24 protein-coding genes are annotated in these 25985 nt (G+C 68.9%); 18 read left to right on the top strand and 6 right to left on the bottom strand.

What is annotated here, in order from left to right; genetic code table 11:
* Positions 1 to 147 precede the first annotated feature (147 nt).
* Together KPB06_RS30635 and uppS are read right to left on the bottom strand one after the other, a co-directional pair.
* Positions 148 to 1227 carry a terpene synthase family protein gene (locus KPB06_RS30635; protein ID WP_104012629.1) on the bottom strand — a complete coding sequence of 360 codons (1080 nt, stop codon included), beginning with the start codon at positions 1225 to 1227 and terminating at the stop codon, positions 148 to 150.
* Positions 1228 to 1280: 53 nt separating this feature from the next.
* Complete coding sequence (gene uppS / locus KPB06_RS30630) at positions 1281 to 2051, bottom strand: polyprenyl diphosphate synthase (protein WP_059584686.1); 771 nt, start codon at positions 2049 to 2051, stop codon at positions 1281 to 1283.
* 34 nt (positions 2052 to 2085) lie between these two features.
* Here uppS and KPB06_RS30625 point away from each other — a divergent pair, with 34 nt between their 5' ends.
* Positions 2086 to 2361, top strand: coding sequence for a hypothetical protein (locus tag KPB06_RS30625; RefSeq protein ID WP_144029755.1), 276 nt, complete (start codon positions 2086 to 2088; stop codon positions 2359 to 2361).
* Positions 2362 to 2448: 87 nt separating this feature from the next.
* On the opposite strand, the gene KPB06_RS30620 is transcribed toward KPB06_RS30625, so the two are convergent.
* A complete protein-coding gene (locus KPB06_RS30620; RefSeq protein WP_059584688.1) occupies positions 2449 to 3837 on the bottom strand; it encodes an MFS transporter in 1389 nt (462 codons plus the stop codon).
* A gap of 381 nt (positions 3838 to 4218) precedes the next feature.
* Here KPB06_RS30620 and KPB06_RS30615 point away from each other — a divergent pair, with 381 nt between their 5' ends.
* Positions 4219 to 4848, top strand: a complete 630-nt coding sequence (locus tag KPB06_RS30615; RefSeq protein ID WP_124657765.1) for a TetR/AcrR family transcriptional regulator — start codon at positions 4219 to 4221, stop codon at positions 4846 to 4848.
* A 135-nt stretch (positions 4849 to 4983) separates the two neighbouring features.
* Positions 4984 to 6702 (top strand): alpha,alpha-trehalase TreA, encoded by a 1719-nt coding sequence (gene treA / locus KPB06_RS30610; protein ID WP_275905751.1) that lies wholly within the window; start codon positions 4984 to 4986, stop codon positions 6700 to 6702.
* A 103-nt stretch (positions 6703 to 6805) separates the two neighbouring features.
* On the opposite strand, the gene KPB06_RS30605 is transcribed toward treA, so the two are convergent.
* Together KPB06_RS30605 and KPB06_RS30600 are read right to left on the bottom strand one after the other, a co-directional pair.
* Positions 6806 to 8293: a carbohydrate porin gene (locus tag KPB06_RS30605; RefSeq protein WP_059639773.1), complete on the bottom strand. Its 1488-nt coding sequence runs from the start codon at positions 8291 to 8293 to the stop codon at positions 6806 to 6808.
* 85 nt (positions 8294 to 8378) lie between these two features.
* The gene (locus KPB06_RS30600; RefSeq protein WP_059584699.1) at positions 8379 to 8645 is read right to left on the bottom strand and encodes a hypothetical protein; all 267 of its coding nucleotides are present in this window, start codon (positions 8643 to 8645) and stop codon (positions 8379 to 8381) included.
* Positions 8646 to 9724: 1079 nt separating this feature from the next.
* Here KPB06_RS30600 and KPB06_RS30595 point away from each other — a divergent pair.
* Both KPB06_RS30595 and KPB06_RS30590 read left to right on the top strand, forming a co-directional pair.
* On the top strand, positions 9725 to 9862 hold the full coding sequence (locus KPB06_RS30595; protein WP_179231785.1) for a hypothetical protein: 138 nt from the start codon (positions 9725 to 9727) through the stop codon (positions 9860 to 9862).
* 122 nt (positions 9863 to 9984) lie between these two features.
* Positions 9985 to 11631: an NRAMP family divalent metal transporter gene (locus KPB06_RS30590; protein ID WP_275905752.1), complete on the top strand. Its 1647-nt coding sequence runs from the start codon at positions 9985 to 9987 to the stop codon at positions 11629 to 11631.
* Positions 11632 to 11745: 114 nt separating this feature from the next.
* Here the strand turns inward: KPB06_RS30590 and KPB06_RS30585 are convergent, their stop codons facing one another.
* The gene (locus KPB06_RS30585) at positions 11746 to 12654 is read right to left on the bottom strand and encodes a helix-turn-helix transcriptional regulator (protein ID WP_059585107.1); all 909 of its coding nucleotides are present in this window, start codon (positions 12652 to 12654) and stop codon (positions 11746 to 11748) included.
* Positions 12655 to 12937: 283 nt separating this feature from the next.
* Between KPB06_RS30585 and KPB06_RS30580 the strand changes: the two genes are divergently transcribed.
* From KPB06_RS30580 to sctT, 13 genes are all read left to right on the top strand, one after another.
* A complete protein-coding gene (locus KPB06_RS30580) occupies positions 12938 to 13771 on the top strand; it encodes a helix-turn-helix transcriptional regulator (RefSeq protein WP_275906023.1) in 834 nt (277 codons plus the stop codon).
* A gap of 249 nt (positions 13772 to 14020) precedes the next feature.
* Positions 14021 to 16228, top strand: coding sequence for a type III secretion system export apparatus subunit SctV (gene sctV / locus KPB06_RS30575; protein WP_275905753.1), 2208 nt, complete (start codon positions 14021 to 14023; stop codon positions 16226 to 16228).
* Complete coding sequence (gene sctS / locus KPB06_RS30570; protein WP_006480854.1) at positions 16225 to 16503, top strand: type III secretion system export apparatus subunit SctS; 279 nt, start codon at positions 16225 to 16227, stop codon at positions 16501 to 16503. Before sctV ends, sctS begins: the two co-directional genes overlap by 4 nt.
* Positions 16503 to 18542: a type III secretion system outer membrane ring subunit SctC gene (sctC, locus tag KPB06_RS30565; protein WP_275905754.1), complete on the top strand. Its 2040-nt coding sequence runs from the start codon at positions 16503 to 16505 to the stop codon at positions 18540 to 18542. Before sctS ends, sctC begins: the two co-directional genes overlap by 1 nt.
* Complete coding sequence (gene sctD, locus KPB06_RS30560; RefSeq protein ID WP_059584707.1) at positions 18523 to 19872, top strand: type III secretion system inner membrane ring subunit SctD; 1350 nt, start codon at positions 18523 to 18525, stop codon at positions 19870 to 19872. Before sctC ends, sctD begins: the two co-directional genes overlap by 20 nt.
* Positions 19873 to 20012: 140 nt before the next feature.
* Positions 20013 to 20225, top strand: coding sequence for a hypothetical protein (locus tag KPB06_RS30555; protein WP_006480857.1), 213 nt, complete (start codon positions 20013 to 20015; stop codon positions 20223 to 20225).
* Positions 20226 to 20349: 124 nt separating this feature from the next.
* Positions 20350 to 20826: a hypothetical protein gene (locus KPB06_RS30550; protein ID WP_059640002.1), complete on the top strand. Its 477-nt coding sequence runs from the start codon at positions 20350 to 20352 to the stop codon at positions 20824 to 20826.
* Between the two features lie 54 nt (positions 20827 to 20880).
* Positions 20881 to 21765: a type III secretion system inner membrane ring lipoprotein SctJ gene (gene sctJ / locus KPB06_RS30545; RefSeq protein ID WP_059584709.1), complete on the top strand. Its 885-nt coding sequence runs from the start codon at positions 20881 to 20883 to the stop codon at positions 21763 to 21765.
* Positions 21762 to 22508: a SctK family type III secretion system sorting platform protein gene (locus tag KPB06_RS30540; RefSeq protein ID WP_089465683.1), complete on the top strand. Its 747-nt coding sequence runs from the start codon at positions 21762 to 21764 to the stop codon at positions 22506 to 22508. The genes sctJ and KPB06_RS30540 overlap by 4 nt, the downstream gene beginning before the upstream one ends.
* The gene (gene sctL, locus KPB06_RS30535; protein ID WP_059639764.1) at positions 22490 to 23119 is read left to right on the top strand and encodes a type III secretion system stator protein SctL; all 630 of its coding nucleotides are present in this window, start codon (positions 22490 to 22492) and stop codon (positions 23117 to 23119) included. Before KPB06_RS30540 ends, sctL begins: the two co-directional genes overlap by 19 nt.
* Positions 23116 to 24492 carry a type III secretion system ATPase SctN gene (sctN, locus tag KPB06_RS30530; protein WP_275905755.1) on the top strand — a complete coding sequence of 459 codons (1377 nt, stop codon included), beginning with the start codon at positions 23116 to 23118 and terminating at the stop codon, positions 24490 to 24492. The genes sctL and sctN overlap by 4 nt, the downstream gene beginning before the upstream one ends.
* A complete protein-coding gene (locus KPB06_RS30525; protein ID WP_059584716.1) occupies positions 24485 to 25171 on the top strand; it encodes a hypothetical protein in 687 nt (228 codons plus the stop codon). Before sctN ends, KPB06_RS30525 begins: the two co-directional genes overlap by 8 nt.
* The gene (gene sctT / locus KPB06_RS30520; RefSeq protein WP_275905756.1) at positions 25165 to 25974 is read left to right on the top strand and encodes a type III secretion system export apparatus subunit SctT; all 810 of its coding nucleotides are present in this window, start codon (positions 25165 to 25167) and stop codon (positions 25972 to 25974) included. The genes KPB06_RS30525 and sctT overlap by 7 nt, the downstream gene beginning before the upstream one ends.
* Positions 25975 to 25985 lie beyond the last annotated feature (11 nt).

The following is a 25985-nucleotide window of genomic DNA, read 5'->3' as shown; positions in this document are numbered from 1 at the left end:
GCACGCAGGAAGCGAATCCGGGATTCTCAACCCCCATCGGGAGACCCGGAGCCCTGAGCGGACATCCATGCGGCTATGCACCGGCCCCGTGTGGATGTCCGCTGATTTTTTTGTTTTTCCGGTTTTTCCTCCATTGCCCGCGACAGGTCATGCCGCGGCGCTCGTCTGTCCGGGCCGCAGCGCGCGGGACAGGTCGTAGTGTTTCGCCGCGCCGTAACGCGGCGAACCGAAGTGCCAGTCGTAGTTGCCGCGAATGTACGTCCTGGCCTCGTCGAGCAGGCGCAGCGACGCACGATCGTCGGTGCGCGCGCGCACCTTTTCTTCCAGATCGAGATAACGCGCCAGATAGCCGTTGTGGATGTCCGCCGCCGCGTCGAGCGCGGCCTGCGGCGAGAGCCCGCGTTCGTGTATCAGCACGCACACGAGATTGCTGCTCGACTCGCCGGCCTCCTTCGGATACGAGAAGATATCGTTGCACAGGCACAGGATCGCGTTGGACAGCCTGCGCAGGCGCTCGACCGCTTCGTCTGCGTAGAACGCGGCCGGCGCTTCGTAGCCCGCGGCGATATCGATCAGCGCGAACGCACCCTCGCCGCAGCCGTTGTACGTGCGGCCGGACAGGTATTCGGCCTCGCCGGGCACGACGTCGGTCGCGAACCGGCCGGCTTCCCACAGCGTCGAGAACAGGAACGTCATCATCCCCGCCACCCAGCGGGCGTACTGCACGCGCGTGGACACGGCCGCGATACGCGCGCATATGTCCTGCGTCGCGCGTTGCAGGGCGGGCAGGAACGCGGCCAGGTGCGGTAGGCGCGCCGCGAGCGCGGCGCGCAGCGGCGCGGGGTCATGGCCGGTCGGATCGGCGATCATTTCGTACAGCCACAAGTAGAGCGCCCCGAGCTCGCCCGGGGCGCGCGCGACACCGTGCAGGCTGCACAGGCCGTCGTCGATCGCGAAGATCCAGCCGTATGCGCGGGCGGTCGTGCACAGTCCGTCGAAAGACGAGTGCGCATAGACGCGCGCGCAGTATTCGCCGACCTTGCCGTGACGGATGCCGTGCGCCCAGCGCGGATCGTCGAGCAATCCGTGGCTGTTCATCCACGCGTACAGGTCGGCTTCGGCGCGCTCGGCATCGGGATGCACGGGTGTTTCGAACGGGTGGAACAGGTGCGGCAGCACCAGCGTGGGCGCCGCGGCTTCGGCGGCAACGGTTTCGACGGTGGACATGGCGTACCTCGCGGATGGCGGGTGACAACAGGTGTCGTGAGGAGCGCGCCGGGCTACTTGCCGAACCGGCGCGCGCGCTTGCCGTACGCATCGATGGCCTGTTCGAAATCGTCGCGTCCGAAATCGGGCCAGCACGTCGGCGTGAAATAGAACTCGGAGAAAGCGGTTTGCCACAGCATGAAATTCGACAGGCGCTGTTCGCCCGACGTGCGGATCACGAGGTCCGGCTCAGGCTGGCCGGCCGTATACAGCCGGCTCGCGATCGACTCCGGGCTGAGTTGCGCGAGCAACTGATCGACGGTGCCGGCCGCGACGTGCTCCGCGATCAGCGAGCGGACTGCGTGCAGCAGGTCGAGGCGGCCGCTATAGGCGACCGCGATGTTCACGTCGAGCCCGCGCGCGCGGGCCGTGCGTTGCTGCGCGGCGCCGATGCGCTCGGCCGTGGCGGGCGGCAGCTGCGTCAGGTCGCCGATCACGTGCAGGCGCCAGCGGCCGCTGGCGGCGAGCTCGTCGAAGACGTCGGCGATCACGGCGAGCAGGCCGCGCAATTCCCCGGCGTCGCGCTGGAGATTCTCGGTGGACAGCGGCCACAGCGTCACGAGCGGGATCCCGGCTTCCTCGCACCACGACAGCAGCGCATGCACGTTGCGTCCGCCGGCCCGATAGCCGTCGGCGGCCGGCAGGCCGAGGCGCTCCGCCCAGCGCCGGTTGCCGTCGAGAATGACGGCGAGATGGGTCGGCAACGGCGGCCGGGCCGCATCCGGTTCAGCGGGCGAGTCGATGGCGAATGTTTCCGGCGCGCGCAGAATCAGCTCTCGAGTCATGGAGACTCCTTCGAGGCGAGATAGCGATCGAAACGTGAAACAGCGGATGGGATGGTTATCGCGACTGCTGCAATCCGGCGGGGGGATTCTGTTCGCGCCGATGCGAGCGACCATTATCGATCAATGGATTTCGGATTATCAAGTCGTTCGCATGCACGATATCGGGGCGCCCGGGCGCGCAAGCGGCCGCGCAGGCGTGGCGCGGCGCCGGCGGATATCGAAAGCGGTGATGCGCGATCGATTTTCGAGCCGATGTTATTTCGGCAAGGGGATTCGGCGAGCGGTTTGTGTGTTTCGCGCGATTGAATAAATCGCGGAATTGGAAAATAAAAGCGACGTAATACCCGGACGATCGATTACGCCGAAAACGCTTCCGCCGCAATCGACCGGCGACCGTTTACTGCCGCTTGCCGCGCGCGATTTCGTCGCCGGCGCCGGGCGGCAGCCGCCGCGTGATCGGAATCGACGCGAACGAGCACAGCCCGACCACCAGGAACGCGGGCCAGAAATCCGACCACACCATCGCCTGATGGCCCTGGAGCCAGTGCGACACGTGCAGCACGAGGCCGGCCACCGTGACGCCCAGGCCGAGCGACATCTGCTGCACGACGCTGCCGAGGCTCGTCGCGCGGCCGGCGTCGCGCGGCGAGATGTCCGCATAGATCATCGAATTCAGGCTCGTGAACTGCAGCGCGGGGAAGATGCCGCCGACGAGCACGATCAGCCAGATCGCCCAGGTCGCCATGCCGGGATGGAACACACCGTATGCGGCGATCGCGAGGCCCGCGAATGCCGCGTTGTAGATCAGCACCGTGCGAAAGCCGAAGCGGCGCAGCGTATGCGTGGCCGTCGAGCGGCTGACCGCGCCGCCGAGCGCGGACGCGCACGTGATGAGCCCCGAGTGGAACGCGCTCATGCCGAGCCCTTCCTGCAGCGCGAGCGGCAGCAGGAACGGCACCGCGCCGAGGCCGATGCGGAACAGCGACCCGCCGACGACGCTCGCGTGGTAGGTCGGGATCTTCAGGAAACCGAGGTCGAGCACGGGACGTGTCTTGCGGCGCGCGTACGGCACGTACAGCGCGAGCATCGCGGCGCCGGCCGCGCACATGATGATCGCGTTCGAGCGCGACGTGAGCGAGCCGTCGATCAGCGTGAGGCCCATCAGCAGCAGTGCGGCACCGCTGGCCGACAGCAGGAAGCCGAACCAGTCGAGCGGGCCCGGATCGGGTTCGTGCGTGTTCGCGATGTGCTTGCTCGCGAGGTAGATTCCGTAAAGGCCGATCGGCACGTTGATGAAGAAGATCATCCGCCAGTGCAGGTAGGTCGTGATGAAGCCGCCGACGAGCGGCCCGACCGTGGGCCCGAACAGCGCGGGAATCGCGAGGTAGTTCATCGCGCGCACGAGATCGGCGCGCGGCACCGCGCGGAAGATGATGATGCGGCCGACCGGGACCATCATCGCGCCGCCGACGCCCTGGATGAAGCGCGCGAACGTGAGCACGCCGAGGGAGTTGGATGCCGCGCACATCAGCGAGCCGACGACGAAGATGCCGATCGCGGTGCGGAACACGGAGCGGGCGCTGAAGCGGTCGGCGAGCCAGCCGCAGATCGGGATGAACACGCCGAGACCGACCACGTAGGCCGTGATCGCGATGTTCAGCGTGACGGGGTTGTGCCCGAAGTCCCTCGCCATCGCAGGCAGTGCGGTGACGATGATGTTCGCGTCGACGCTTTCCATGAACAACGCACAGGCAACGATGAGCGGTGCTAGAAAGACGGGCGACATGAGGAGGGCGCGCGGTAAAGACGCCATTATGCCCATAATGTGAGCGCTGCGTCACGTATGACAACAGTTGTTCCGCATGTTGCAACAGTCGTCTTTTCTGACGGGTGGCGTGGAAGGGATGACTGCGCACGCGCGAGCGGTGCGCTGCTTGCCCGGTGAACAAACCCGCATCGTCGCAGCGGGGCGCGCGCGCTTTCGATACCGGGCAGGATGTCGACGCGGTGATTTCCCAACCGCGTGTCGCACGGTAAATCGACCGCGCGCTTGCGCTTGAATGCGACGAGCGGCGCGTCGGCCGGCCATGTCGATTCCTTTTGACGGTGCGGCGGTGCGTTTCTAAAATATGAGCACTTGCTCATATTCAAAAGCCGCCTTCCCGCCATGTCCGAATCGTCCTCGCGCATCCCGCTTTTGCCCCGCAAGGCGCCGCGCCAGCGCCGCTCGATGGCCACCGTCGATGCGATCGTCGAGGCCGCCGCCCGCGTTCTGGAGCGCGACGGCTTCGATGGCTACACGACGAATGCCGTGGCCGCGCTGGCCGGCGTGAGCATCGGCTCCCTCTATCAATACTTCCCGAACCGCGATGCGCTGACGGCCGCGCTCGTCGAGCGCGAGAGCGCGCATCTGCTCGACGACGTCGACCGCGCGGCCGCGCGGTCGTCCTGCGACGACGTGCTGCGCGCGCTGGTGCGCGGGGCCGTCGCACACCAGATGCGCCGGCCGGCGCTCGCGCGGCTGATCGATTTCGAGGAGGCGCGGTTGCCGCTCGGCGCGCGCACCGCGCGCGTCGCAGACCGCGTCCACGCGGCCTTGCTGCATGCGCTCGGGCTGCGCGATGCGCCACGCGTCGCCGCGCCCGACGTGGTCGCGCACGATCTGCTCGCGATCGTGAAAGGCATCGTCGATGCGGCGGGCGCGCGCGGCGAGACCGATGCCGATGCGCTCGAAGTGCGCGCGTGGCGGGCGGTGCACGGTTATCTGCGGGAGTCGCGCGAATCGAAACTTGCTTGACACGCATGTTTCGTGCGACAGTCGGGCCCATTCACACCACAACATGACGCGTATCGATCGAAGGCCATCGAGACGAACGCGCGCGCGAACGAGACCTCGTGCCGATCCACCACCATCGAAAGGAGGGGACACGCCATGACGTCACGTCGTGCCGCACCGCTTGCATCTCGTTTCTCGTCGCGTCAGTCGCCGCCCGCGCCGCGTCTGCGCTGGGCCGCCGCGCTGGCCATCGCCTATCTCGCCGTCGCCGGCTGCGCCGCGCAGGCCGACAATGCGCATCAGGCCGCCGCGCAAGCGGCCAGCCAGTCGGCGTTGCCGGCCACCACCGCGGCCGCTTCCGCGCCCGTGTCGGGCACGCTGCTGCCGCCGCCGAGCCAGCTCTACGGCGACCTGTTCGTCGCGGTGCAGACCGCGCAGCTCTATCCTGACCAGAAGACCTTCGTTGACGCCACGCCCGACACCGATCCCGCGACGATCGTGCAGTTGTATCAGCAACAGAAATCGCAGCCCGGTTTCTCGCTGAAGGCGTTCGTCGACCAGCATTTCACACCGCCCGCGGCAGGCGGCGTGACGCCGCCGCCGAACCAGACGCTGCGCCAGCACATCGACTGGCTGTGGCCGCAGCTCACGCGCACGAGCGTCACGGCGCCCCCGTACAGTTCGCTGATTCCGATGCCGAAGCCGTACGTCGTGCCGGGCGGCCGCTTCCGCGAAGGCTACTACTGGGACACCTATTTCACGATGCTCGGGCTGCAGGTGTCGGGGCGCGAGGATCTCGTCGACGACATGCTCGACAACTTCGCATACCTGATCGATACGGTCGGGCACATCCCGAACGGCAATCGCACCTATTATGCGAGCCGCTCGCAGCCGCCGTTCTTCGCGTACATGGTCACGCTCGCCGCGCAGGTCGAAGGCGACAAGGTCTACCAGAAATACCTGCCGGCGCTGCGCAAGGAGCATGCGTACTGGATGCAGGGCGAAACCACGACGCCGCGCGGGCAGGCCGCGCGCCACGTGGTCGCGATGCCCGACGGCGCGGTGCTGAACCGCTACTGGGATGCGAGCGACACGCCGCGCGACGAATCGTATCTCCAGGACGTGACGACCGCGAAATCGGTGCCGTCCCGTCCGGCGAACGAGGTGTACCGCGACCTGCGCGCGGGCGCCGAAAGCGGCTGGGACTACAGCTCGCGCTGGTTCGGAGACGGCAAGACGCTCGCGACGATCCGCACGACCTCGATCGTGCCGGTCGACCTGAACAGCCTGATGTTCCATCTCGAGACGACCATCGTGAAGGGCTGCGCGCTCACGCGCGACATCGGCTGCGTGGCCGATTTCTCGGCGCGGGCTGGACGGCGTGCGGCCGCGATCAATCACTACCTGTGGAACCGCCGCGGCTATTACGGCGACTATGACTGGCAGTTGCGCAAGCCGCGCGACGGCGTGACGGCGGCCGCGCTGTATCCGCTGTTCGCGGGCGTGGCGTGGCCGGAGCGCGCGAAGGCGACCGCGCGCGAAGTGCGCAAGACGCTGCTGCAGCCGGGCGGCCTCGTGACGACGACCGAGCACACGGGCCAGCAATGGGATGCGCCGAACGGCTGGGCGCCGCTGCAGTGGATCGCGATCGACGGGCTGCGCCGTTACGGCGAACCGGCGCTCGCGAAGGACATCGGCACGCGTTTCCTGGCCGACGTGAAGCAGGTGTACGCGACCGAAGGCAAGCTGGTCGAGAAGTACGTGGTCGAAGGCACCGGCACGGGCGGCGGCGGAGGGGGCGAATATCCGTTGCAGGACGGCTTCGGCTGGACCAACGGCGTCACGCTGAAACTGCTCGGGCTGTACGGCGAATAATGTGTAGTGCGCGGGAGGGGCCGCATGCCCGTACCGCAGGCCACCGCACGGGCCGGACCGTCGCGCAAGCGGCCGGCCGGCCCGGGTCTTCATGCGGCTCGCATCAGAACGTGATCGTCGTGCGCACGCCGACCACGGTTTCGTCGCCGATGCGCGCGCCGACCGCGTTCGGGTTCGGGATGCCGCCGCCCGGACGGAAGAAGTGCTGCAGGTCGGCCTGCACTTGCCACCAGGGCGCGACCTGATACTGGTAGGTCGCCTCGATCACGGTTTCCGCGCGGCGCACCGGATAGCCGGGCGTCGTGTACACGCCGGTATCGCCGTCGAGGCCGCGCGCATGCGAGCCGATCTTCGCGTAGCCGATCGCGATGCCGGCGACGTCGTTGTCGCGTCCGGCGAACGGCGCCTTCAGCGTCACGCCGGCATTGGCCGCGAAATCGACGACATTGCGGTCGCCGGGCGAGCCCATCACGCGCGCGAACACGCCGACCGAGCGCGGGCTGTCGGCCGACGGCCGCCACACCATTTGATCCGCGACCGCATAGAAGCCGTAGTTGCCGCGATGCGTGGCGGGCGTGCCGTTGCTCGCCGGATCGGCGAGCGACAGCCCGTCGGTGCCGTAGCGCGGATCGTTCGCGTGCTGCGAGTGATACCAGACGCCGAGCTTGTACGTGCCGGGCAAGCCGGCCGGCTGCGGCGCCTTCGGGTCGGCGGGCGGCGCGTTCAGCGCGTACTGCACTTCGCCGATCACGAATGCGCCGCTGCGCAGATTGAAGTTGGTGCCGTGCGCGTTCAGCACCTGCGCGTCGCCGTCGGTGCGGCCGGCCGGGTTGCCGTCGAACACGCCGACCATCGCGGTCCACGCGTCGGCCGGCTTCACGCGCAGCCGCACGCCGAGCGACGACAGCGGATACGCGGGGCCGCCGGACGGTAGGTCGGTGGACGGCAGCACGGGCCAGCCGAACGTCGCGTTCATGAACGTCGCTGCGTTCTCGCTCACCATGAATTCCTGGTCGACGCTCTGCTGGCCGACTTTCACGTCGACCTTGCCGTCGAGCAGCGACTGCTGATACCAGAGCTCCCACAGGCGCGTGGTCGAATTGGCCTCGATGCCGGTCGCGGTCTGCAAGGTTTGCAGGTAGCGCTGCGACAGGTTGGTGCCGTGGATCTGCAGCCCCGACACGTTGAACGTGCCGCCCGGCAGGCCGATCGCCTTGCCGGTATCGACGTTGAAACCGAATTGCGTGAGCCCCTGGTACGCGCCGCCGCGCCCCGTGCCGCCGGACGCGTTGTACAGGTATTCGCTGGTTTCCTGAAGGCTCAGCGTGACGCCGTGTTCGTCGAGCACGTCGCGCAGGCCGCCCATGTTGCCTAGGAGGTTCGAACGCTCCCACAAGCCGGTGGGCGCGGGCGCGGCGGCATCGGCGGCCGGTGGTTGCGCGGGGGCGGCGGCATCGTTCGTGCCGGCCGCCGGTTCGGCGGCGGGAGCCGAGGCTTGCGCGAATGCGGATGCGGTGGCGAGCGACAGCAGCAGCGCGGCGAGCGCGTCGAGGCGAAGCTTGCGCGGAACGGGAGCGAGCGGGTTCTTCATTTGGGTTGGCAGTTTGATCAGGTTGGCTGAAGAAACGGGAACGTGATGCGGGCCGCATGGCGAGACGGCCCGCATGGGGAAGGACTTACGGCAGCCAGCCGCCGACGCGCCACACCTGTGCGAAGCCGACGTGTGACGCGGCCGAGCACAGTAGCGCGACGAGCGCGACCGCGGCCGCCGTCGCGGCGATCAGCACGCAATCGAGCGGGCGGGGCGCCGCGGGGACGTGGGCGAGGGCCAGGCCGCGCCAGCGGCCGAATGCCCGGGCGAGCGGCGAGAAGCCAGAAAACGAGCGGTCGCACGCGACGTGCACGACACGCTTGAACTTGAACGCGAACGATTGAAAGAACATGACGCTGCCTCCGTTCCGTCCGGCGAACGCCGGACGACGTGATCGAGCGCGGGTGCATGACGCGGCCTGCGATCGGAGGGTGGAACATGGCGAAGCGTGCGACTGACGAACCGGCGATGGCCGGCCCGGATGGAGGCGCGCTAACCCGACGAGTGCGAGCTAGCGGCGAAAGACATGCGTCTGGCTGCTATCTCGCGATGGCTTGGCCGGCCTGGACCGGCATCGAACTGCAACTAGAGCATGCGTCCACGGAGGGACTCCCGTAATGAATTGGGGCGGATTGTAGTCGCGACTTTTGCTGCGGCGCAAGTAAAAAACGCATGACGGTTGCGCTGCGTGGTGTGCGCGTCGCAGCGGCGCGCGGCGGCCACGTACCCGCGCCGCGAGCGTGACGAGGCAGCGCGGCGCAGGTCGGGCCGTTGCTCCCGCGCATCGGCGCATCGTTGCGTCGTGACGACGCTGAAAGGTTTCAGAACGTCAATTCAAGGGCAAATCTTTCAGCCGCGTCACGCGGGGAATTTATTTCGAAAAATGGGGTTTCAAGGGGTTGACTTCGCTTTCGCGCGATCCATAGAATCCGCCATCTTCACTCTTGGGGCCGCCGCCTTGGACGCCTGCAGTAGTCGATCTTCGAACGAAATTTCCGCCTGAGCGACCGACGTCCGCGCCTCATCGAAGCCGCCGTTTGTCTGCCAGGCAAACGGTGCGCGCAGCAGTATTCCGCAGCCACTCCCTACGTGCACCCAGATTCGCGCCGGTTAGCGTGATGCGTTCTCGCATGCGTTGCCCGGTTTCACCGCCGCCAGGCAGGCGGCCGCGTTCGCGCATCCGTTCTCCGGGCGCGCGAATGCCGGCCCGCCGGCCGGACGGCGGTCAACCGTGTTCCCCGGAACACCGCACAGGAGCCGCCATGAACGACAGTGACAGTTGTCCCTTATGCCCGTTGCATACGCAGACCCTTTCGATCCCGGGTCGCGGGGACAATCCGGCCACCTAGCCTGACACGCCGTTCAGGCCCCGGACTGGCCCCGCGCCCATCACGCGGCCGGCACGCTGCCGTCGCCGCACGGAGCCAGACCATGAACTTCGGCCTTCTGCTGTCGAACCTTCCGCACGTTACGGAATCGCGCCAGCACTACGACGCGATGCTGACGCTCGACGCCCGTCCGCGGGTGTTCTCCCGTCTGCTGGACCAGCTCAGAGCATTGATCCACTGAAAATAAGCGCCGAGCGCGCCTCGGCATGCGCACGCGCGGCCGCCTTCGAGCGGCCGCCCCGTGCGCATTCCAAGGTCGCACGCTCATCGAATCGCATAACCCTTAGCCGTACGGAACACATCATGTCCACGCCCTCCAACGTCTCTCCACCGATCCCGGCCGAGCGCGGCGCCGTGCTCGACGAAGCCCATCTGGGCGACATCCGCGGTGCGCTCGGCACCATCTCGCACCACGATACCGGCGCGCGCGGCACGTGGTGGGCGCGCCTGCGCACGCTGCTCGCGATCATCGGCCCGGGGCTGATCGTGATGGTCGGCGACAACGACGCCGGCGCATTCGGCACCTATACGCAGGCCGGCCAGAACTATGGCACGACGCTGCTGTGGACGTTGCTGCTGCTCGTGCCCGTGCTGTACGTGAACCAGGAAATGGTGCTGCGCCTCGGCGCGGTCACGGGCGTCGGCCATGCGCGCCTGATCTTCGAACGCTTCGGCAAGTTCTGGGGCGCGTTCAGCGTGATCGACCTGTTCCTGCTCAACGCGCTGACCATCGTCACCGAGTTCATCGGCATCACGTTCGTGCTCGATTTCTTCGGATTGCCGAAGGTGGCCGGCGTATGCGTGGCCGCGGCGCTGACGATGGCCGCGGTGAGTACCGGCGATTTCCGGCGCTTCGAGCGGTTCGCGATCGGGCTGTGCGTGCTGAGCCTGCTGCTCGTGCCGGTGCTCGTGTCTATCCACCCGCCCGTCGCGCAGATGACGCGCGATTTCTTCGTGCCGAACTGGCCCGCGCACGCGAAGCTGTCGGACGTGATGCTGCTCGTGATCGGTATCGTCGGCACGACGGTCGCGCCGTGGCAGTTGTTCTTCCAGCAAAGCTACGTGATCGACAAGCGCATCACGCCGCGCTTCATGAAATATGAAAAGGCCGACTTGTGGATCGGCATCGCGTTCGTGCTGGTCGGCGCGGTCGCGATGATCGGCTTCAGCTCGGCGCTGTTCGGCGGCCATCCGGAAGCCGGCAACTTCACCGACGCGGGCGGCGTCATCGCGGGCCTCGAGAAGTATGCGGGCCGCACGAGCGCGACGCTGTTCGCCGTCGCGCTGCTCGACGCGTGCATCATCGGCGCGGCGGCTGTGTCGCTGTCGACCGCGTACGCGATCGGCGACGTATTCCGGATCCGCCACTCGCTGCACCGCGGCGTGACCGACGCGAAGGGCTTCTATCTCGTCTATTTCGGCATCGTCGCGGCCGCGGCCGCGCTCGTGCTGATCCCGGGCAGCCCGCTCGGCCTGCTGACCGAAGCCGTGCAGACGCTGGCCGGCGTGCTGCTGCCGAGCGCGACGGTGTTCCTGCTGGTGCTGTGCAACGACCGCCAGGTGCTAGGGCCCTGGGTCAACTCGACGAAGCTCAACATATTTACGGGCGCGGTGATCTGGGTGCTGGTGCTGCTGTCGATCATCCTGACCGCGTCGGTGATGTATCCGGACATCAGCGGCGAGGCGATCGTCGACGTGCTGGTGGGCGGCACCGTGCTCGCGATCGCCGGCTATCTCGCGACGGTACTGATTCGCCGCAACAGGCGCGTCGTCGAGCCGGCCGTCGATCGTTCGCTGCGCGACACGTGGCGCATGCCGCCGCTCGATACGCTCGAACCGCGGAACATGACGCTCGCGACGCGGATCTGGATGGCCGTGCTGCGCGGCTATCTGGTGATCGCGGTCGGCCTCGTGATCGTGAAGGTCGTGCAGATGACGCTGATGAAGTAACGGCGATCGTCCGCCAGCAAGCGGCGCCGCGCCGCCACCCGCACATGCCGGCCCGCGAGGCCGGCATGTGCGTTGACGCGTTCGTCGGCGCGAAACCGCGCTGCGCCGCCGTCGTCAGATCAACTCGAGCTTCGACGTCAGATAGGTGAGCTGGATCCGGTTCGCGACGCCGAAGCGCTTGCGCAGCTTGCGCAGGTGATAGTCGACGTTGTGCGCGCTGGTGTCGAGACGCCGGCCGATTTCCTTGTCGGACGCGCCTTCGGCGATGCCGAGCAGCAGTTCCTGCTCGAACGGCGTGAGCCCGTTGACCGCGCGCTCGCGCGACGTCGAGATCAATTGCGGCGACGCGAACTTGTGTACCGACAGCCCGATCGACAGCGCCTGCTCGATCGTTGCCGGCGTGATCCATTCGCGCGTGCGGCGCGGCGCGGTGAAGCTCATGAACGCGTGCAGCCGCGTGCCGGGCACGGCCATCGAATACATGATGCCGCTGCACATCCCGTCGTCCTGCATCGTCTGCAGGAAGCCGTCGAGCGCGGCAGGGCTCACGCGCGGTGCGTCGTCGCGCTCGCGGTGCTCGCGGCGCAATTGCTGCAGGTCCCACACGATCGGCATGTTGCACACGCGCGCGCCGAGCGTGCGCGGATCGACGTCGTGATGGTTGTGGCGCACGTAGTCGCCGCGATAGGTGGCCGGCGTGAACGCCTCGTGCAGGTAGAGACTTTCGACGCGCTCGCGCGTGAATTCGAGTGCGAAGTACGCGAACGTCGAGAAGCCTGTCAGATGCAGCAGGCTCGTGACGATCCGGTTGCGCTCGGCCGTGCTCTGCGCGTGCGCGAGCGTATCGGCCACGCCGAGCTTCGGCGCGTGCGGCTGCGCGACGTCGCCGCGCTTGACGTCGTCGCACCAGACGACCTGCACGGTGCGCTCGCGCAGCGCGTCCGCGCCTGCGTCCGATCCGCGCGACGCGCGCGGCAAGGTGGTTGGGGCGACCGCTTCTTCGTGCAATGCAATATCGGACATGAGCCATCCCTCGGAATCGACGCGCATCGCCTGGCGGCGGCCGTACCGTGTACGGCATTCGCGGCGGTGCGACCGAGCATCGTTGTGATCTGCGCCGACCGTCATCCCTGACGAAACGCGGGGGCATTGTACAAAAATGCCGGTGTGTGGGTAATATGCCGTAATACTAATGTCGGCGAAAGGTTCATGTTCGCGCGCATATAACGACGACCAGAAAATCATAAAGAAAAGACCAGATCGTGACGGGGCGCAGTTTCACATAATGGGAAAGGGCGGGCTCCTCATGACATATGCTGACGGCGCACCACGCGTCGAATGGTTCTCACAAGCCGATATAGCGGCCGCTGCCGCTTATTCGAACGAATATCACGCAGTCGAGCGCGACTTTTTTACCGGCGTTCAAATAGCGCCCGGTAAAACCGACCTCGCGTCATTCGATTTCGCGCAATGCCATGCGCGATTGCGGCAAATCGGATTCAGTACGCTCGGTTACGGCGCCTACGAAATGATCGGGCGGCGCATTCTGCGCGCGCATCTGCTGCGCGACCTCGCGCCGGCGACGTTCATGCAGCCGTTCATCGAAGGGATGCTGTACGACAGCGACCCGCGCTTCGCGCAGGTGCGGCAGAGCGGCTTTCCGGTCGCGTGGCGGCTCGACGAGATCGAGGCGGCCGCGCACGGCAGCGGCGACCGCAAGGTGCTGGCGCTCGCCGGCCATCTGCGCGCGCATGCAATGAACAGCGGCGTGATCTTCAGCCTGTCGGCGCCGCGCCTCGACCTGCGCGTCGCGGTGAACCTGACGTCGGAAACGCACGGCACCGAATGGATCGACGATCGCGTGATCGGCGGCGCGCTGTCGGTCAGCCTTGCCGTGCATCGCGTCGCGCTGCCGTTCCTCGAGGCGCGCGTCGCGCGCATGCGCGGCTTCGCGCTCGCCGACGAGCAGCAGCAGGTGCTCGACCGGCTCGTGCACGGGCTGTCCGACCAGGAGATCGCGAGCGCGCTGCGCACGTCGCTGCACAAGGTCGGGCACCACATCCGCTCGCTGGAAAAGCTCTTCAACGTGCAGAACCGCGCGCAGCTCGCGTACCTCGCCGCGCGGCGGCTGCCGTCCTGACGTAAGCCTGCCGGACACGCGCGCCGGCGCCCGCGGCGCGCGATGGAAGCGGTTCCGGCGGCGCGTGCCCGAGCGGGCCGCCGGGTTTCGTAGTCCGATTCGATCGTCTGAGGAAAACGCGCTTTCACGCTACGAGGCGCGCTTCTTTTTCCGCGGTTTCCCGTCGCTACACTCGTCCCATTCAACGGTCCGCGCAGCACGGGAAGGGTTGCCCGTGCCAGCCGGCGATAACGACAGGACAACGGCACGATGGCTGAACCGAAGGCGCTCCCCCGCGACTGGCAGCGGTTGTTTTCCGCCGGCCGCGGCGTGTCCGGACGGCGCATCGGGGGCGCCTCGCCGCGCGCCGACCTGTTTCTCGCGACCTTCATCGTCGCGGTCGTCGCGCTGTTCATCCTGCCGCTGCCGCAGGCCGCGCTCGACGGGATGATCTCGCTGAATCTCGCGGCGAGCGTCGTGCTGCTGACGGTGTCGACCTATGTGCCGTCGGCGGTCAGCTTCTCGTCGTTTCCCGCGCTGCTGCTGTTTACGACGCTGTTCCGGCTCGCGCTGAACATCGCGTCGTGCAAGCTGATCCTGCTGCATGCGAACGCCGGCCACGTGATCGACGCGTTCGGGCGGCTGGTGGTCGGCAACAACGTGGTGGTGGGCGGCGTCGTGTTCCTCGTGATCGCGGTCGTGCAGTTCATCGTGATCGCGAAAGGGTCGGAGCGGGTGGCCGAAGTCGGCGCGCGCTTCTCGCTCGATGCGATGCCGGGCAAGCAGATGAGCATCGACGCGGACCTGCGCGCGGGCATCATCAGCGCCGACGAGGCGCGTGAGCGCCGCGAGAAGCTCGAGCAGGAATCGCAGATGCATGGCGCGATGGACGGCGCGATGAAGTTCGTGAAGGGCGACGCGATCGCGGGCCTCGTGATCGCGTTCATCAACATCGTCGCGGGGATCGCGGTCGGCACGCTGATGCACGGGATGGACATCGGCGAGGCGCTGCAGCGTTACGCGATCCTGACGGTCGGCGACGGGATGGCGTCGCAGATTCCGTCGCTGCTGGTATCGATCGCGGCCGGCATCGTGACGACGCGCGTCGCGACGCGCGATGCGCGACAGCGCCAGCTTGGCGAACAGCTCGGCGAGCAACTGGGCGCGCACCCGCGCGCGCTGCTGATCGCGGCGTTCGTGCTGAGCGGCTTTCTGGTCGTGCCCGGCTTTCCGAAATGGTCGTTCGCGCTGATCGCGCTCGGCCTCGGCGCCTTCGCGTTCTCGCAGTTGAAGCGCAAGACGTCCGCGCCGAGCTTCAACCTGATTCATGTCGCGGGGCGCGTCGGCGCGGCCGACGACGGCCAGCCGGCGAAGGTGTTGCACGCGGCCGGCGTCACGTCGCTGATCGCGGTGTCGCTGTCCGACGACTTGCGTACGGGCCTGAACCTCGCGCAACTGCAGGCGGCGCTGTCGAGCGCGAAGGCGCGCGTCGACGCGGACATCGGCACGGTGTTTCCGCGCATCACGCTGAACGACGACGAGGGCGCGCCGGCCGGCACGTACCGGATCTACCTGCAGGACGTGCTCGCCGCGCACGGCGCGCTGAAGCCGGGCTGGCTGCTGTGGGACGGCGTCGCGCCGCTGCCGGAGCGTGCGGAGCGCCAGCCGGCCGAGGCGTTCGGCCCGTTCGCGACCGCGCTGTGGATCAAGCCCGACGGCGCGGCGCCGGACGGCAAGTGGCTGTCGAGCGAAAGCGCACTGGCCGCGCACGTCGAGCAGATCGTGCGCCAGCATGCGGACGAATTGCTCGGCATCCAGGAGACGCAGGCGCTCGTGCATCTGGTGCGTCGCGATCACCCGGAGCTCGTCGGCGAACTGACGCGGCTCGTGCCGCTGCAGCGCGTGACCGAAGTGCTGCGCCGGCTGCTCGCCGAACAGGTGCCGATCCGCAACCTGCGCGTGATCTTCGAGAGCCTGATCACGTGGGCGCCGAACGAGCCCGACGACGTGATCGCGCTGGTCGAACTCGTGCGCGTCGACCTGCGCCGGATGATCACCGATCGTCACGCGGGCACGGCGCGCCAGCTGCGGGTCGTGCTGTTCGAGCAGAACCTGCAGGAGCGGATCGAGCGCGCGGTGATGCGCACGAAACAGGGCAATTTCCTCGCGCTGTCGAGCGCGGTCAAGCAGGACATCGGCGAACAGGTGCGCGCGATCGTGCAGGCCGCGCAGGCGGCCGGCCCCGGCGGCCACGGCAACGCGTCGGGCGCCGCGCGGCTCGCGGTGATGGTCGCGCTCGGCGCGCGCCGCTACGTGAAGACGATCCTGCAGCCGGTGCTGCCCGACCTCGCGGTGCTGTCGTACCAGGAAGTCGAGGAGGACGTGCAGTTGCATACGGTCGGCTGGGTGAAGAACCCGCCGGACGACGGCACGGTCGGCGCGGGCGCCGACGTGCGCGCGCCGGGAGCCGTGCAATGACGAGCTCGACGATCCTCGACCTGACGCGCCAGGCGCTGATGCTCGTGCTGCTGCTGTCGCTGCCGATCGTGCTGATCGCGACCGTCACAGGCCTCGTCGTCGCGATCCTGCAGGCCGTCACGCAGGTGCAGGACGCCAATATCGGCATCGCGGTGCGGCTGATCGCCGTGATGGTCGCGCTCGTGCTGCTGTCGGGCTGGCTCGGCGGCGAAGTGCTGCGCTTCGCGCAGCAGGCGCTGGAACGCATGTTCGTTTCTTCAACAGGAGTCCTTTGATGCGTCGACGCGTCGCCTCGATCCGGTTTCAACCGCGCAGCCTGCAACGGGCCGCGCTTGCCGTGTGCGCGACCGCGCTGCTCACGGCGTCGCTGTGCATGGCGCCCGCGCAGCATGCGCGCGCGGCGGACCTGCGCTGGCGCAACAAGCCGTTCACGATCGTCGCGAACGGCAAGAAGATCGGCGACTTCATCCGCGAGCTCGCGTCGTCGCAGGGCGTGACGGCGGTGGTCGACCCGAAGGTCGACGGCGTGATCAGCGGCCGCTTTTCCGGCACGCCGCAGCAGACGCTCGACACGATCTGCTCGACCTACGGGCTCACGTGGTACTACGACGGCTCGTTCCTGTACGTCGATCCGGCCGACCAGTCGCAGACGCAGATGATCCCGATCCCGCCGAACGCATCCGGCGAAATCGGCCGTGCGCTGCAGGCGATGCAGATTCCGGACAAGCGCTACACGCTGGTGATCAACGACCGCTCGAACAGCGTGTACGTGGCCGGCCCGCGCCGCTATGTCGAACTCGTGCGGCAGGCGATCGGCTCGGTCGGCGATCCGTCGGCGAACGGCGCGCATGCGGATATCCGCGCATTCCGGCTGAAATACGGCTGGGCGTCGGACTTCACGATCAACCGCTCGGGCAAGGAAGTGACGGTGCCGGGCGTCGCGACGATCCTGCGCCGGCTGTTCGGCAAGACCGGCGACACGGCCGCGGCGCCGGCGAGCACGCCGCTCGGCCAGGCCGCGCGACAGGTGAAGCTCGGCTCGGGGCTGACGATCGCGGTGCCGCGGCTCGACTTCCCCGACATCTCCGGCGGCCCGCGACAGGGCGGTTATGGCGGTACGGACGGCAGCATGGGCGGCGGCTTGTCGCCGTTCTCGACCGGCGGCGGCGACACGTTGCCGCAGATCGTCGCCGATCCGGCGATCAATGCGGTGATCGTGCGCGACCTGCCGGAGAACATGTACCGCTACCAGTCGCTGATCGGCCAGCTCGACGAGCGGCCGCGCATCGTCGAGATCAACGTGACGATCATCGACATCAACGAGGATTCGCTCGACAGCCTCGGGATCGACTGGCGCCTGCACACGACGCACGGCGACGTGCAGATCGGCAACGGCCAGAACCCGCTGAACGGCAACACGCAGTACAACGGCGTCGGCAACCCGCCGCTGACGTTCGGCATCGGCACGTCGGAAACCGGGCAGACGGGCACCTTCATGCCGACCGGCATCGCGCTGACCGCGTCGATCGGCGGGTCGCTGCGCAACTACCTGCTCACGCGCGTGAACGCGCTCGCGCAGAAGGGGCAGGCCCAACTGCGATCGAAGCCGAAGGTGCTCGCGCTCGACAACACCGAGGCGATCCTCGAAAACCTCACGCAGTTCTACGTGCAGGTGCCCGGCTACCAGGATTCGTCGCTGTACAGCGTGACGACCGGCACCAGCATCAAGGTGACGCCGATGATCGTCGACGAGGCGATCCGCAACGCCGCGGCCGTGTCCGGCAGCCCCCAGAGCGTGATGATGTCGATCGACATCCAGGACGGCAACATCGTGCCGGGGCAGGCCGTGTCGAACGTGCCGGTGATCCAGCAGCGCAACATCGTCACCAAGACGATGATCGACGAAGGCAAGAGCCTCCTGATCGCCGGCTTCAACGACGACGAGGTGCGGCTGAACAAGAGCGGCGTGCCCTGGCTGTCCGACATCCCGCTGATCGGCAACCTGTTCAAGTACACCGACAAGTCGGGCAACCACATGGAGCGCTTCTATCTGCTGACGCCGCGCGTCGTGACGAACGCGTCGATGTATGCGCCGGACGGCTCGCCCGTGAACCCGGGCGTGGACGGTCCGGCGAACCCGGAGGGGATGTCGATGTATCGGCCGCCGGACAACGACGTCACGGTGCCGCTGACGCCGAAGCCGCTGCCCGGCACGAAGTTTGGTCCGCCCGCGTTGCCGCCGCCCGTGGGCGCGGCGTCGCAGCCGGCGGCGACGACCGCAGGAGTGGTCACGCATGTCGACGAGCATCATTGATCCGCACGGCGACGGCGCATTGCCCGGCGGCGCGGCAGGCGCGGGGGCCGGTTCGGCCGCGCTCGCGTCGCCGTGGAACCTGTGCTTCCTGAGCGGGCCGATGTACGGCCGCACGATGTCGCTCGCGCGCGGCGCGAACTGGGTCGGCACGGCGGCCGACTGCGAAGTGATCCTGCCCGATCGCGAGATCGGCGCGAAGCAGGTGTGCCTGCAGGTCGGCGCGCTCGCGGTGACCGTGCAGAACCACGGCGGCGACGCCGGCGCGCCGGTGCTGTTCAACGACGAGCCGCTCGGCGCCGGCCGCCGCTCGCTGACGCCGAACGACGTCGTGACCGTCGGCTCGATCCGGCTCGGCATCGCACGGCATGCGCAGGCGAGCGTCGCGGTGCCCGACGAAACGGATGCGCCGGACGCCGCGCGCGAGGCCGCGTGGCTCGGCTGGCTCACGGGCGGGCTGCGGCGGCTGGGCAGCCGGCGGCTCGTGATCGCGCTGGTCGCGCTGTGGGTCGGCGTGCTGCTCGGCGCGCTCGGCTACGGCTTCGTCGCGTGGTCGGGGCGGCTGCCGTGGCAGCACGAATCGGTGCTCGCGCGCACGCACCGGCTGCAGCAACTGCTGCACGCGTATCCGGAGCTGGCGGTCGCGCCGCGCGACGACGGCGTGATCGTGTCGGGCTACGTGAGCGACCCGGCCGCGCGCGAGCGCGTCGCGCAGATCGTCGCGGGCGTCGACAACGCGGCGCTCGGCAACATCTACGTGGTCAGCGATCTGGTCGCGACCGCGCAGACCTATTTCAGCGACACGGCGCTGACGGTCACGTATCTCGGCCGCGGCCGGATCGAGCTGACGGGCGCGGCCGCGCGCGCGCAGATCGAGCCGCGCATCCGCAACTACATGAAGGATGCGCGCCCGGCGCTCGAGGTGGTCGATCACGTGCGCGATGCCGACGCGGCCGCGCCGCGCACGGCGACGACGCTCGGCGGCACGGCGGGCATTCCGGAGATCACGACCGTGTTCGCCGGCGACGGCGACCAGCGCTACATCGAGACGGTCGACGGCAGCCGCTATTTCGAAGGTGCGCGGATGAAGGAAGGCGCGACGGTCGTGTCGATCGGCCCGGACGAAGTGGTGTTCGCACGCAACGGTCAGCGCATCACGATGCCGCTCGGCGGCGCGCCGGCGAGCGCGCCCGAGCAGGCGAGCGCGCCGCCCGTGGCGCCGCTCGCGAGCGGCGCGGCGGCCGGCGTCGCGCGGCCGGTGCCAGGGCCGACGCTGCTGCCGGGCGAGCCGGCGGCCGGTGTCGGGGTATCGGCGAAGGAGGCGGCGCATTAGCGTCGCGACGAATCAGGCGCAGCGCGTTTCGCGATGCGCGCATTACGCGACACGCCGCATGCATGCGGCGCGTCACGTCGCCGGCGGGGCATGGGGCCGCCGCCGGAATGTGGAGTGTGGTTCACGTAAAGGAGCGAAGCATGGGTACCTCGGCAGCAGGTGGTGTGACGAACACGGGCGACGTGCAGAAGCAGGCCGACGACCTGACCAAGACGCAGCTCGAACTGACGAAGATCAATTTCCAGGTTCAGCAATCGACTGCGACGTTCGAAACCAGCAACGCAGTGACCGCGCAGGAGGGGACGGCGAACGCCCAGGTTGCGCAACACCTGAGTTCCGCCGGCCGCGCGTGACGCCGGTCGCCGGCCGTGCCGCGCGACGCCGCGTGCCGGAGCCGCCCACGACGGGCGCCCGGCGTGGCGTGTGCGCGTGCCGGCCGGCCCGTTTCCGGCCCTGCCGGTCAAGGAGGACACGATCATGTCGGTAACAGGCGTAGGCGCGGCGCCGCCGGGCGCAGCCGCGCTCGCGGGCGCCGCGCAGCAAACGGGCGCGACGTCCGATCCGGCGCAGGTGCGCCAGTTCGATGCGCTGATGCAGCCGGGCGCGTCGCCGGCCGCTGCGCCGTCTTCGTCGGGCGTCGCGATGTCGCGCGCGCCGGCGGATGCGGCGCCGGCCGTGCAGATGACGCCCGCGCAGGCGAACCCGTCGTCGCTCGTCGAGCGGTTGCGCACGTACGGCAACGATCTCGATTCGCGGTACGCGAACATCGACAAGCATCGCACCGAGATGCTGACGTCGATGGCGGACAGCCGCAGCGACCCGCTGATGACGATGGTGAAGGCGATGGATTTCCAGTGGACGGCAACCACCACGATTTCGGAATACCAGTTGAGCCTGTCGGTTGCGCAGGCGGCGAACGGCTTCACGCACACGGTGCTGAAGACGCAGGAGTGAAAGCGCGTGCGGGCCGGAGGATACGGCCTCATGCGCCCTGAACCGGACAAACGGATGACGACGATCGATTCGACGCCGCGCACGCATGCGTGGCGCAGCCGGGCGGCGCGCGCGCTGCTCGCGGGGCTGCTCGTGCTGTTGGCCGGGTGCCAGAAGGAGCTGTACTCGGGCCTGTCGGAGCGCGACGCGAACCAGATGATCGCGGTGCTCGGCGACGCGGGCATCAGCGCGTCGAAGGACAACGACGCGCGCGATACGTCGGACCGCAACGCGTGGCTCGTGAGCGTCGCGGACGGCGACATGCAGGCGGCGCTCACGGTGCTGCACGCGAACGGGCTGCCGAAGCCGAGCTATGCGAGCCTCGGCGAGCTGTTCCAGAAGCAGGGCCTTGTGTCGACGCCGGCCGAGGAGCGCGTGCGCTACCTGTACGGCGTGTCGCAGGACCTGTCGCGCACGCTGCAGGACATCGAGGGCGTGGTGGTCGCGCGCGTGCAGGTCGTGATTCCGGAGAACGATCCGCTCGCCGACAAGATCAAGCCGTCGTCGGCGGCGGTGTACATCCGCTACCGGCCGGGCGTCGACCTGCGCGCGATGGCGCCGATGGTCAAGGATCTGGTCGCGCACAGCATCGAAGGGCTGCAGTACGACAACGTGTCGCTGTTCCTGCAGCCGGCCGCGGCGCGCGCGACGCGCGTGGACGGGATCGGCGGCGCGGTGTCGGACATCCTGCGGCTGCGCTCGCCGCTCGGCTGGCTCGTGTTCGCGCTGATCCTGCTGACCTGCGCGGTGATCGCGCTGTCGGCCGCCCGGCGCGGGATGTTCGGCGCGCGACTCGCGGGCCTGCTCGGCGCGCCGCGCGGCGCGAACGGCGGCGGGGCGGCCGCGCAGCAGGCGGGCGGCGGGCTGCGTACGCCGGACGGCGCGCGCGACGGCGCATGAGCGATCCGCGCGCGCTGCCGCCGGGCGAAGCGGCCGGGTCCGACGCGGCGCGGCTGCCGTGGCTGCACCCGCTTGCGCCGCCGCCTGCCGCGCGTGCCGCCGCGTTTCATGCGCTCGTGTGCGACTTCAACCTGCGGCCCGATCGCTATCTGCACGTGACGCGCGTGCCGGCCGAGTGGCCCGCGCGCTACCGTTCGCCGGATGCGTTCGGCGCGGCGGGCCGCAAGCTGCTGGCCCGGCACCTGCTCGCGCTGAACGGCGTGGCCGACCGGCACGACTTCGACGTGGCGAATCCGTGCGCGCGGCTCGCGCTGCTGCCGGGCGCGGCGCTCGAGCAGCTGGCCGCGTATGCGGGGCTGCTGCTGCATCGCGCGTGGCTGCGCGACGCGCTGGCCGGGCGGCGCATCCGCGCGGAAGTGGCGGCGCGGCTCGGCGGCGATGCGCTCGAACTCGCGCTCGAACGCGCGCCGGAATTCAGCGCGCTCGCCGAAACGCTCGAACCGTGGCGCGCCGATCCCGCCGCGCTGCCGGTCGTGATCCGCGCGCGCGGCGGCCGGCTGCTCGCGGATTTCATCGGCGTGGCCGGCGACGCGGTCGCGCGGCGCGTGCGCCTGAAATTCAACCGCGCGATCGACGACGAAGCGCCGTACTGGCTGAACCGCGCGCAGCGCGATCAATTCGGCGAACTGATGTTCCTGTTTCTGATTCCCGAGAGGCTTGCGTCATGGGACTGGCTTTTCTGATCACGAGCGACAACCTGCAATTGCTGTCGGAGCGCAAGGTGCTCAAGGAGCGCGAATACGCGGCGCTGCTCGACGCGTCCGCGGTGATCGCGACCGCGCATGAAGAGGCCGCGCGCATCGTCGCCGACGCACAGCGCGAATTCGACAAGCGCCAGGCGGCCGGCTACGACGAAGGCATGCGCCGCGCGCAGCGCGAGCAGGCCGCGCAGGCGTACACGCAGGCGCTCGCGGCCACGCGCACGATGGAGACGATGAAGGATGCGATGGCCGAGATCGTCGTGAAGGCCGTGCGCGCGATCGTCGGCGAGATGAGCACGCAGAAGCTGTACGAGGCCGCGCTCGCGCGGATCGCGCCGCTCGTGCGCGACGAGGCGTTCCTGATCGTGCGCGTCGCGCCCGGGCGCACGGACGAGATGCGCGACGCGCTCGACGGCGCGTTCGCGGGGCAGTCGAATCGGCAGAAGATCCGCATCGTCGAGGACGCGCAGCTCGAACGCCACGCGTGCACGGTCGAGACGCCGTCCGGGCGCATCGACGCGAGCCTCGACCTGCAGATCGACGCGTTGCGCCAGGCGATCCGCCGCGACGCGCTGAAGGGCGCCGCGCGATGAACGGGCCGCTCGACGATCGGCAAACGTTCGGCGACGACGACGGCGCGCCGTTCGATCGCGGCCGCCTCGTCGGCGAACTCGACGCGGGGCTCGCGTTCTTCTCGCCGGTGTCGGTGCAGGGCCGCGTCAATCATGCGGTCGGGCAGATATTGAATGCGACGGGTATCCGCGCGCGGCTCGGCGAGATCTGCGAATTGCGCACGCCGAACCAGCCGACGCTGCTTGCCGAGGTGGTCGGCTTCTCGCGCCAGACGACGCTGCTCACGCCGCTCGGCGACGTGGCCGGGCTGTCGCCGGAGACGACCGTCGTGCCGTCCGGGCGCGAGCATGTGTTTCCGGTGGGCGAGGGGCTGTTCGGCCGCGTGCTCGACGGGCTCGGCCGGCCGCTCGACGATCGCGGGCCGGTGACGGGCGCCGCGTGGGTTTCGACGCAGCAGGACCCGCCGAACCCGCTCGCGCGCAAGATGATCGACACGCCGTTTGCGACCGGCGTGCGCGTGATCGACGGCCTGATGACGCTCGGCGTCGGGCAGCGCGTGGGCATCTTCGCGCCTTCGGGCGTCGGCAAGAGCACGCTGCTCGGGATGATCGCGCGCGGCGCGCAGGCCGACGTGAACGTGATCGCACTCGTCGGCGAACGCGGCCGCGAGGTCCGCGAATTCATCGAGCACAGCCTGTCGCCCGAGGTGCGCGCGCGTTCGATCGTCGTCGTGTCGACGTCCGACCGCCCGGCGATGGAGCGCGTGAAATCCGCGCTGGTCGCGACCGCGATCGCCGAGCACTTCCGCGATGCGGGCAAGCGCGTGCTGTTGCTGGTCGATTCGCTGACGCGCTTCGCACGCGCGCAGCGCGAGGTCGGCCTCGCGAGCGGCGAGCCGCCGACGCGACGCAGCTTCCCGCCGTCGACGTTCGCGGTATTGCCGCGCCTGCTCGAACGCGCGGGGCAGGGCGCGCACGGGTCGATCACCGCGCTCTACACGGTGCTCGTCGAAGGCGACGAGGAATCGGATCCGATCGCCGAGGAAGTGCGCTCGATCCTCGACGGCCATATCGTGCTGTCGCGCAAGATCGCGCTCGCGAACCGCTATCCGGCGATCGACGTGCTCGCGAGCCTGTCGCGCGTGATGCCGCTCGTCGCGAGCCGTGCGCACCAGCATGCGGCCGCGCGCGTGCGCGAGCTGATCGCGAAGTACCAGGAGATCGAGCTGCTCGTGCAGATCGGCGAGTATCGCGAAGGCAGCGACCGGCTCGGCGATCTCGCGCTGCGCGCGCGCGACGCGATCGGCGCGTTCTGCGCGCAGGCGTCGGACGAGGACGTGCGCTTCGACGCGCTGCTCGCGAAGCTGACGAAGCTGGCGAACGATCATGTCTGAAGCCGACGACCGCCTCGTGCTCGCGACGCTCGCCCGCCTGAAGCGCGTACGCGAGATGCGCAGCCAGATCGCGCGCGTCGCGGCCGCGCGCCAGCAGGGCATCGCCGCGCAGAGCCGGCGGGCGCTCGCGGCCGCGCAGGCGCAGCTCGCGCAGCAGGTCGCCGCGAAGGCCGCGATCCAGACGCGGCTGGCCGACGACGTGCGTGAAGCGCGTGCATTGCAGGACGCGGCGGCCGATACGCGCACGTTCGACCGGCATATCGGCAACGCGAACGCGTCGGTGAGCGAGGCCGCGCACGTGCACCGCGGCCACGAAGCGACGCTCGCCGACCTGCAGCGCGCCGCGCGCAAGGCGAAGGCCGCCGAGGACAAGCTGGAGAAGGCCGGCGAGAAGGCGCTGCACGCGCGCGCCGCGCGGGTCGAGCGCGACGCCGACGACGTCGCGGACGGCTACGCGGTGCGGCGCTTCGCGACGGGCGGCACCTGGGTGGCCGGCGCGGGCGACGCGGCCGGTCATGCGTCCACGCCGCCGGCGGCCGCGGCCGCGTTCGATGCGGCCATGACCGAAACGGAGGCGGGCGCCGACATCGCCGCTGAAACCGTGCTGTCCGACGTGCCCGAGGTGCCTGACGCGGCCGACGATCCCGCCCCGCCCGCCGCCGCGGAGCGCCGATGCTAGACCAGGCCGCGGGTTTCAACGACGTCGCCGGCATGCTGCGGCCGCTGCTCTACGTGATGCCGCGCCTGTTGCCGATCATGCTGGTCGTGCCGGTATTCAACGAGCAGATCATCACGGGCCTCGTGCGCAACGGAATCGCGGTCGTGATCGCCGCGTTCGTCGCGCCGGCGATCGATGCCGCGCAGGTGGCCGCGCTGCCGTTCCTGATGTGGTGCCTGCTGGTCGCGAAGGAGGCGATGGTCGGCATGCTGCTCGCCGGCGCGTTCAGCGCGGTGCTGTTCGCGATCCAGGGCGTCGGCTACCTGATCGACTTCCAGACCGGCAGCGGCAGCGCCGCGTTCTTCGATCCGATGGGCGGGCACGAGGGTGGACCGACCTCTGGATTCCTGAATTTCGTCGCGATCGCGCTGTTCGTCACGGCGGGCGGGCTGCAGGTGCTCGTGCAACTGTTCGCGCAGTCGTACGCATGGTGGCCGATCGGCTCGCTCGGCCCCGATTTCTCGTCGATGCTGCAGACCTTCATCGTGCGGCAGACCGACACGATCTTCGAATGGATGGTGAAGCTCGCCGCGCCGGTCACGATCGTGCTGGTGCTCGTCGAGCTCGGCATCGGCCTGGTCGGGCGCGCGGTGCCGCAGCTCAACGTCTTCGTGTTCTCGCAGCCGCTGAAAAGCGCGCTCGCGATGCTGATGATGATCCTGTTCCTGCCGGTGGTGTACGCGTCGCTGCACGGGCTGCTGAGCCCCGACAGCGGGCTCGTGGCGCTGCTGCGCGCGCTGTTCGCCGCGCACGGCGGCGGCTGAGCGCGCGGGAG

Source organism: Burkholderia semiarida (genome assembly GCF_029268935.1).
Lineage (GTDB): Bacteria > Pseudomonadota > Gammaproteobacteria > Burkholderiales > Burkholderiaceae > Burkholderia > Burkholderia semiarida.
This window is presented reverse-complemented; position numbering and strand designations above follow the sequence as displayed.

Coding starts and splice junctions, on each gene's coding strand:
- KPB06_RS30635 (WP_104012629.1), bottom strand. CDS start 1,227: ATGTCCACCGTCGAAACCGTTGCCGCCGAAGCCGCGGCGCCCACGCTG.
- uppS (WP_059584686.1), bottom strand. CDS start 2,051: ATGACTCGAGAGCTGATTCTGCGCGCGCCGGAAACATTCGCCATCGAC.
- KPB06_RS30620 (WP_059584688.1), bottom strand. CDS start 3,837: ATGTCGCCCGTCTTTCTAGCACCGCTCATCGTTGCCTGTGCGTTGTTC.
- KPB06_RS30615 (WP_124657765.1), top strand. CDS start 4,219: ATGTCCGAATCGTCCTCGCGCATCCCGCTTTTGCCCCGCAAGGCGCCG.
- treA (WP_275905751.1), top strand. CDS start 4,984: ATGACGTCACGTCGTGCCGCACCGCTTGCATCTCGTTTCTCGTCGCGT.
- KPB06_RS30605 (WP_059639773.1), bottom strand. CDS start 8,293: ATGAAGAACCCGCTCGCTCCCGTTCCGCGCAAGCTTCGCCTCGACGCG.
- KPB06_RS30600 (WP_059584699.1), bottom strand. CDS start 8,645: ATGTTCTTTCAATCGTTCGCGTTCAAGTTCAAGCGTGTCGTGCACGTC.
- KPB06_RS30595 (WP_179231785.1), top strand. CDS start 9,725: ATGAACTTCGGCCTTCTGCTGTCGAACCTTCCGCACGTTACGGAATCG.
- KPB06_RS30590 (WP_275905752.1), top strand. CDS start 9,985: ATGTCCACGCCCTCCAACGTCTCTCCACCGATCCCGGCCGAGCGCGGC.
- KPB06_RS30585 (WP_059585107.1), bottom strand. CDS start 12,654: ATGTCCGATATTGCATTGCACGAAGAAGCGGTCGCCCCAACCACCTTG.
- KPB06_RS30580 (WP_275906023.1), top strand. CDS start 12,938: ATGACATATGCTGACGGCGCACCACGCGTCGAATGGTTCTCACAAGCC.
- sctV (WP_275905753.1), top strand. CDS start 14,021: ATGGCTGAACCGAAGGCGCTCCCCCGCGACTGGCAGCGGTTGTTTTCC.
- sctS (WP_006480854.1), top strand. CDS start 16,225: ATGACGAGCTCGACGATCCTCGACCTGACGCGCCAGGCGCTGATGCTC.
- sctC (WP_275905754.1), top strand. CDS start 16,503: ATGCGTCGACGCGTCGCCTCGATCCGGTTTCAACCGCGCAGCCTGCAA.
- sctD (WP_059584707.1), top strand. CDS start 18,523: ATGTCGACGAGCATCATTGATCCGCACGGCGACGGCGCATTGCCCGGC.
- KPB06_RS30555 (WP_006480857.1), top strand. CDS start 20,013: ATGGGTACCTCGGCAGCAGGTGGTGTGACGAACACGGGCGACGTGCAG.
- KPB06_RS30550 (WP_059640002.1), top strand. CDS start 20,350: ATGTCGGTAACAGGCGTAGGCGCGGCGCCGCCGGGCGCAGCCGCGCTC.
- sctJ (WP_059584709.1), top strand. CDS start 20,881: ATGACGACGATCGATTCGACGCCGCGCACGCATGCGTGGCGCAGCCGG.
- KPB06_RS30540 (WP_089465683.1), top strand. CDS start 21,762: ATGAGCGATCCGCGCGCGCTGCCGCCGGGCGAAGCGGCCGGGTCCGAC.
- sctL (WP_059639764.1), top strand. CDS start 22,490: ATGGGACTGGCTTTTCTGATCACGAGCGACAACCTGCAATTGCTGTCG.
- sctN (WP_275905755.1), top strand. CDS start 23,116: ATGAACGGGCCGCTCGACGATCGGCAAACGTTCGGCGACGACGACGGC.
- KPB06_RS30525 (WP_059584716.1), top strand. CDS start 24,485: ATGTCTGAAGCCGACGACCGCCTCGTGCTCGCGACGCTCGCCCGCCTG.
- sctT (WP_275905756.1), top strand. CDS start 25,165: ATGCTAGACCAGGCCGCGGGTTTCAACGACGTCGCCGGCATGCTGCGG.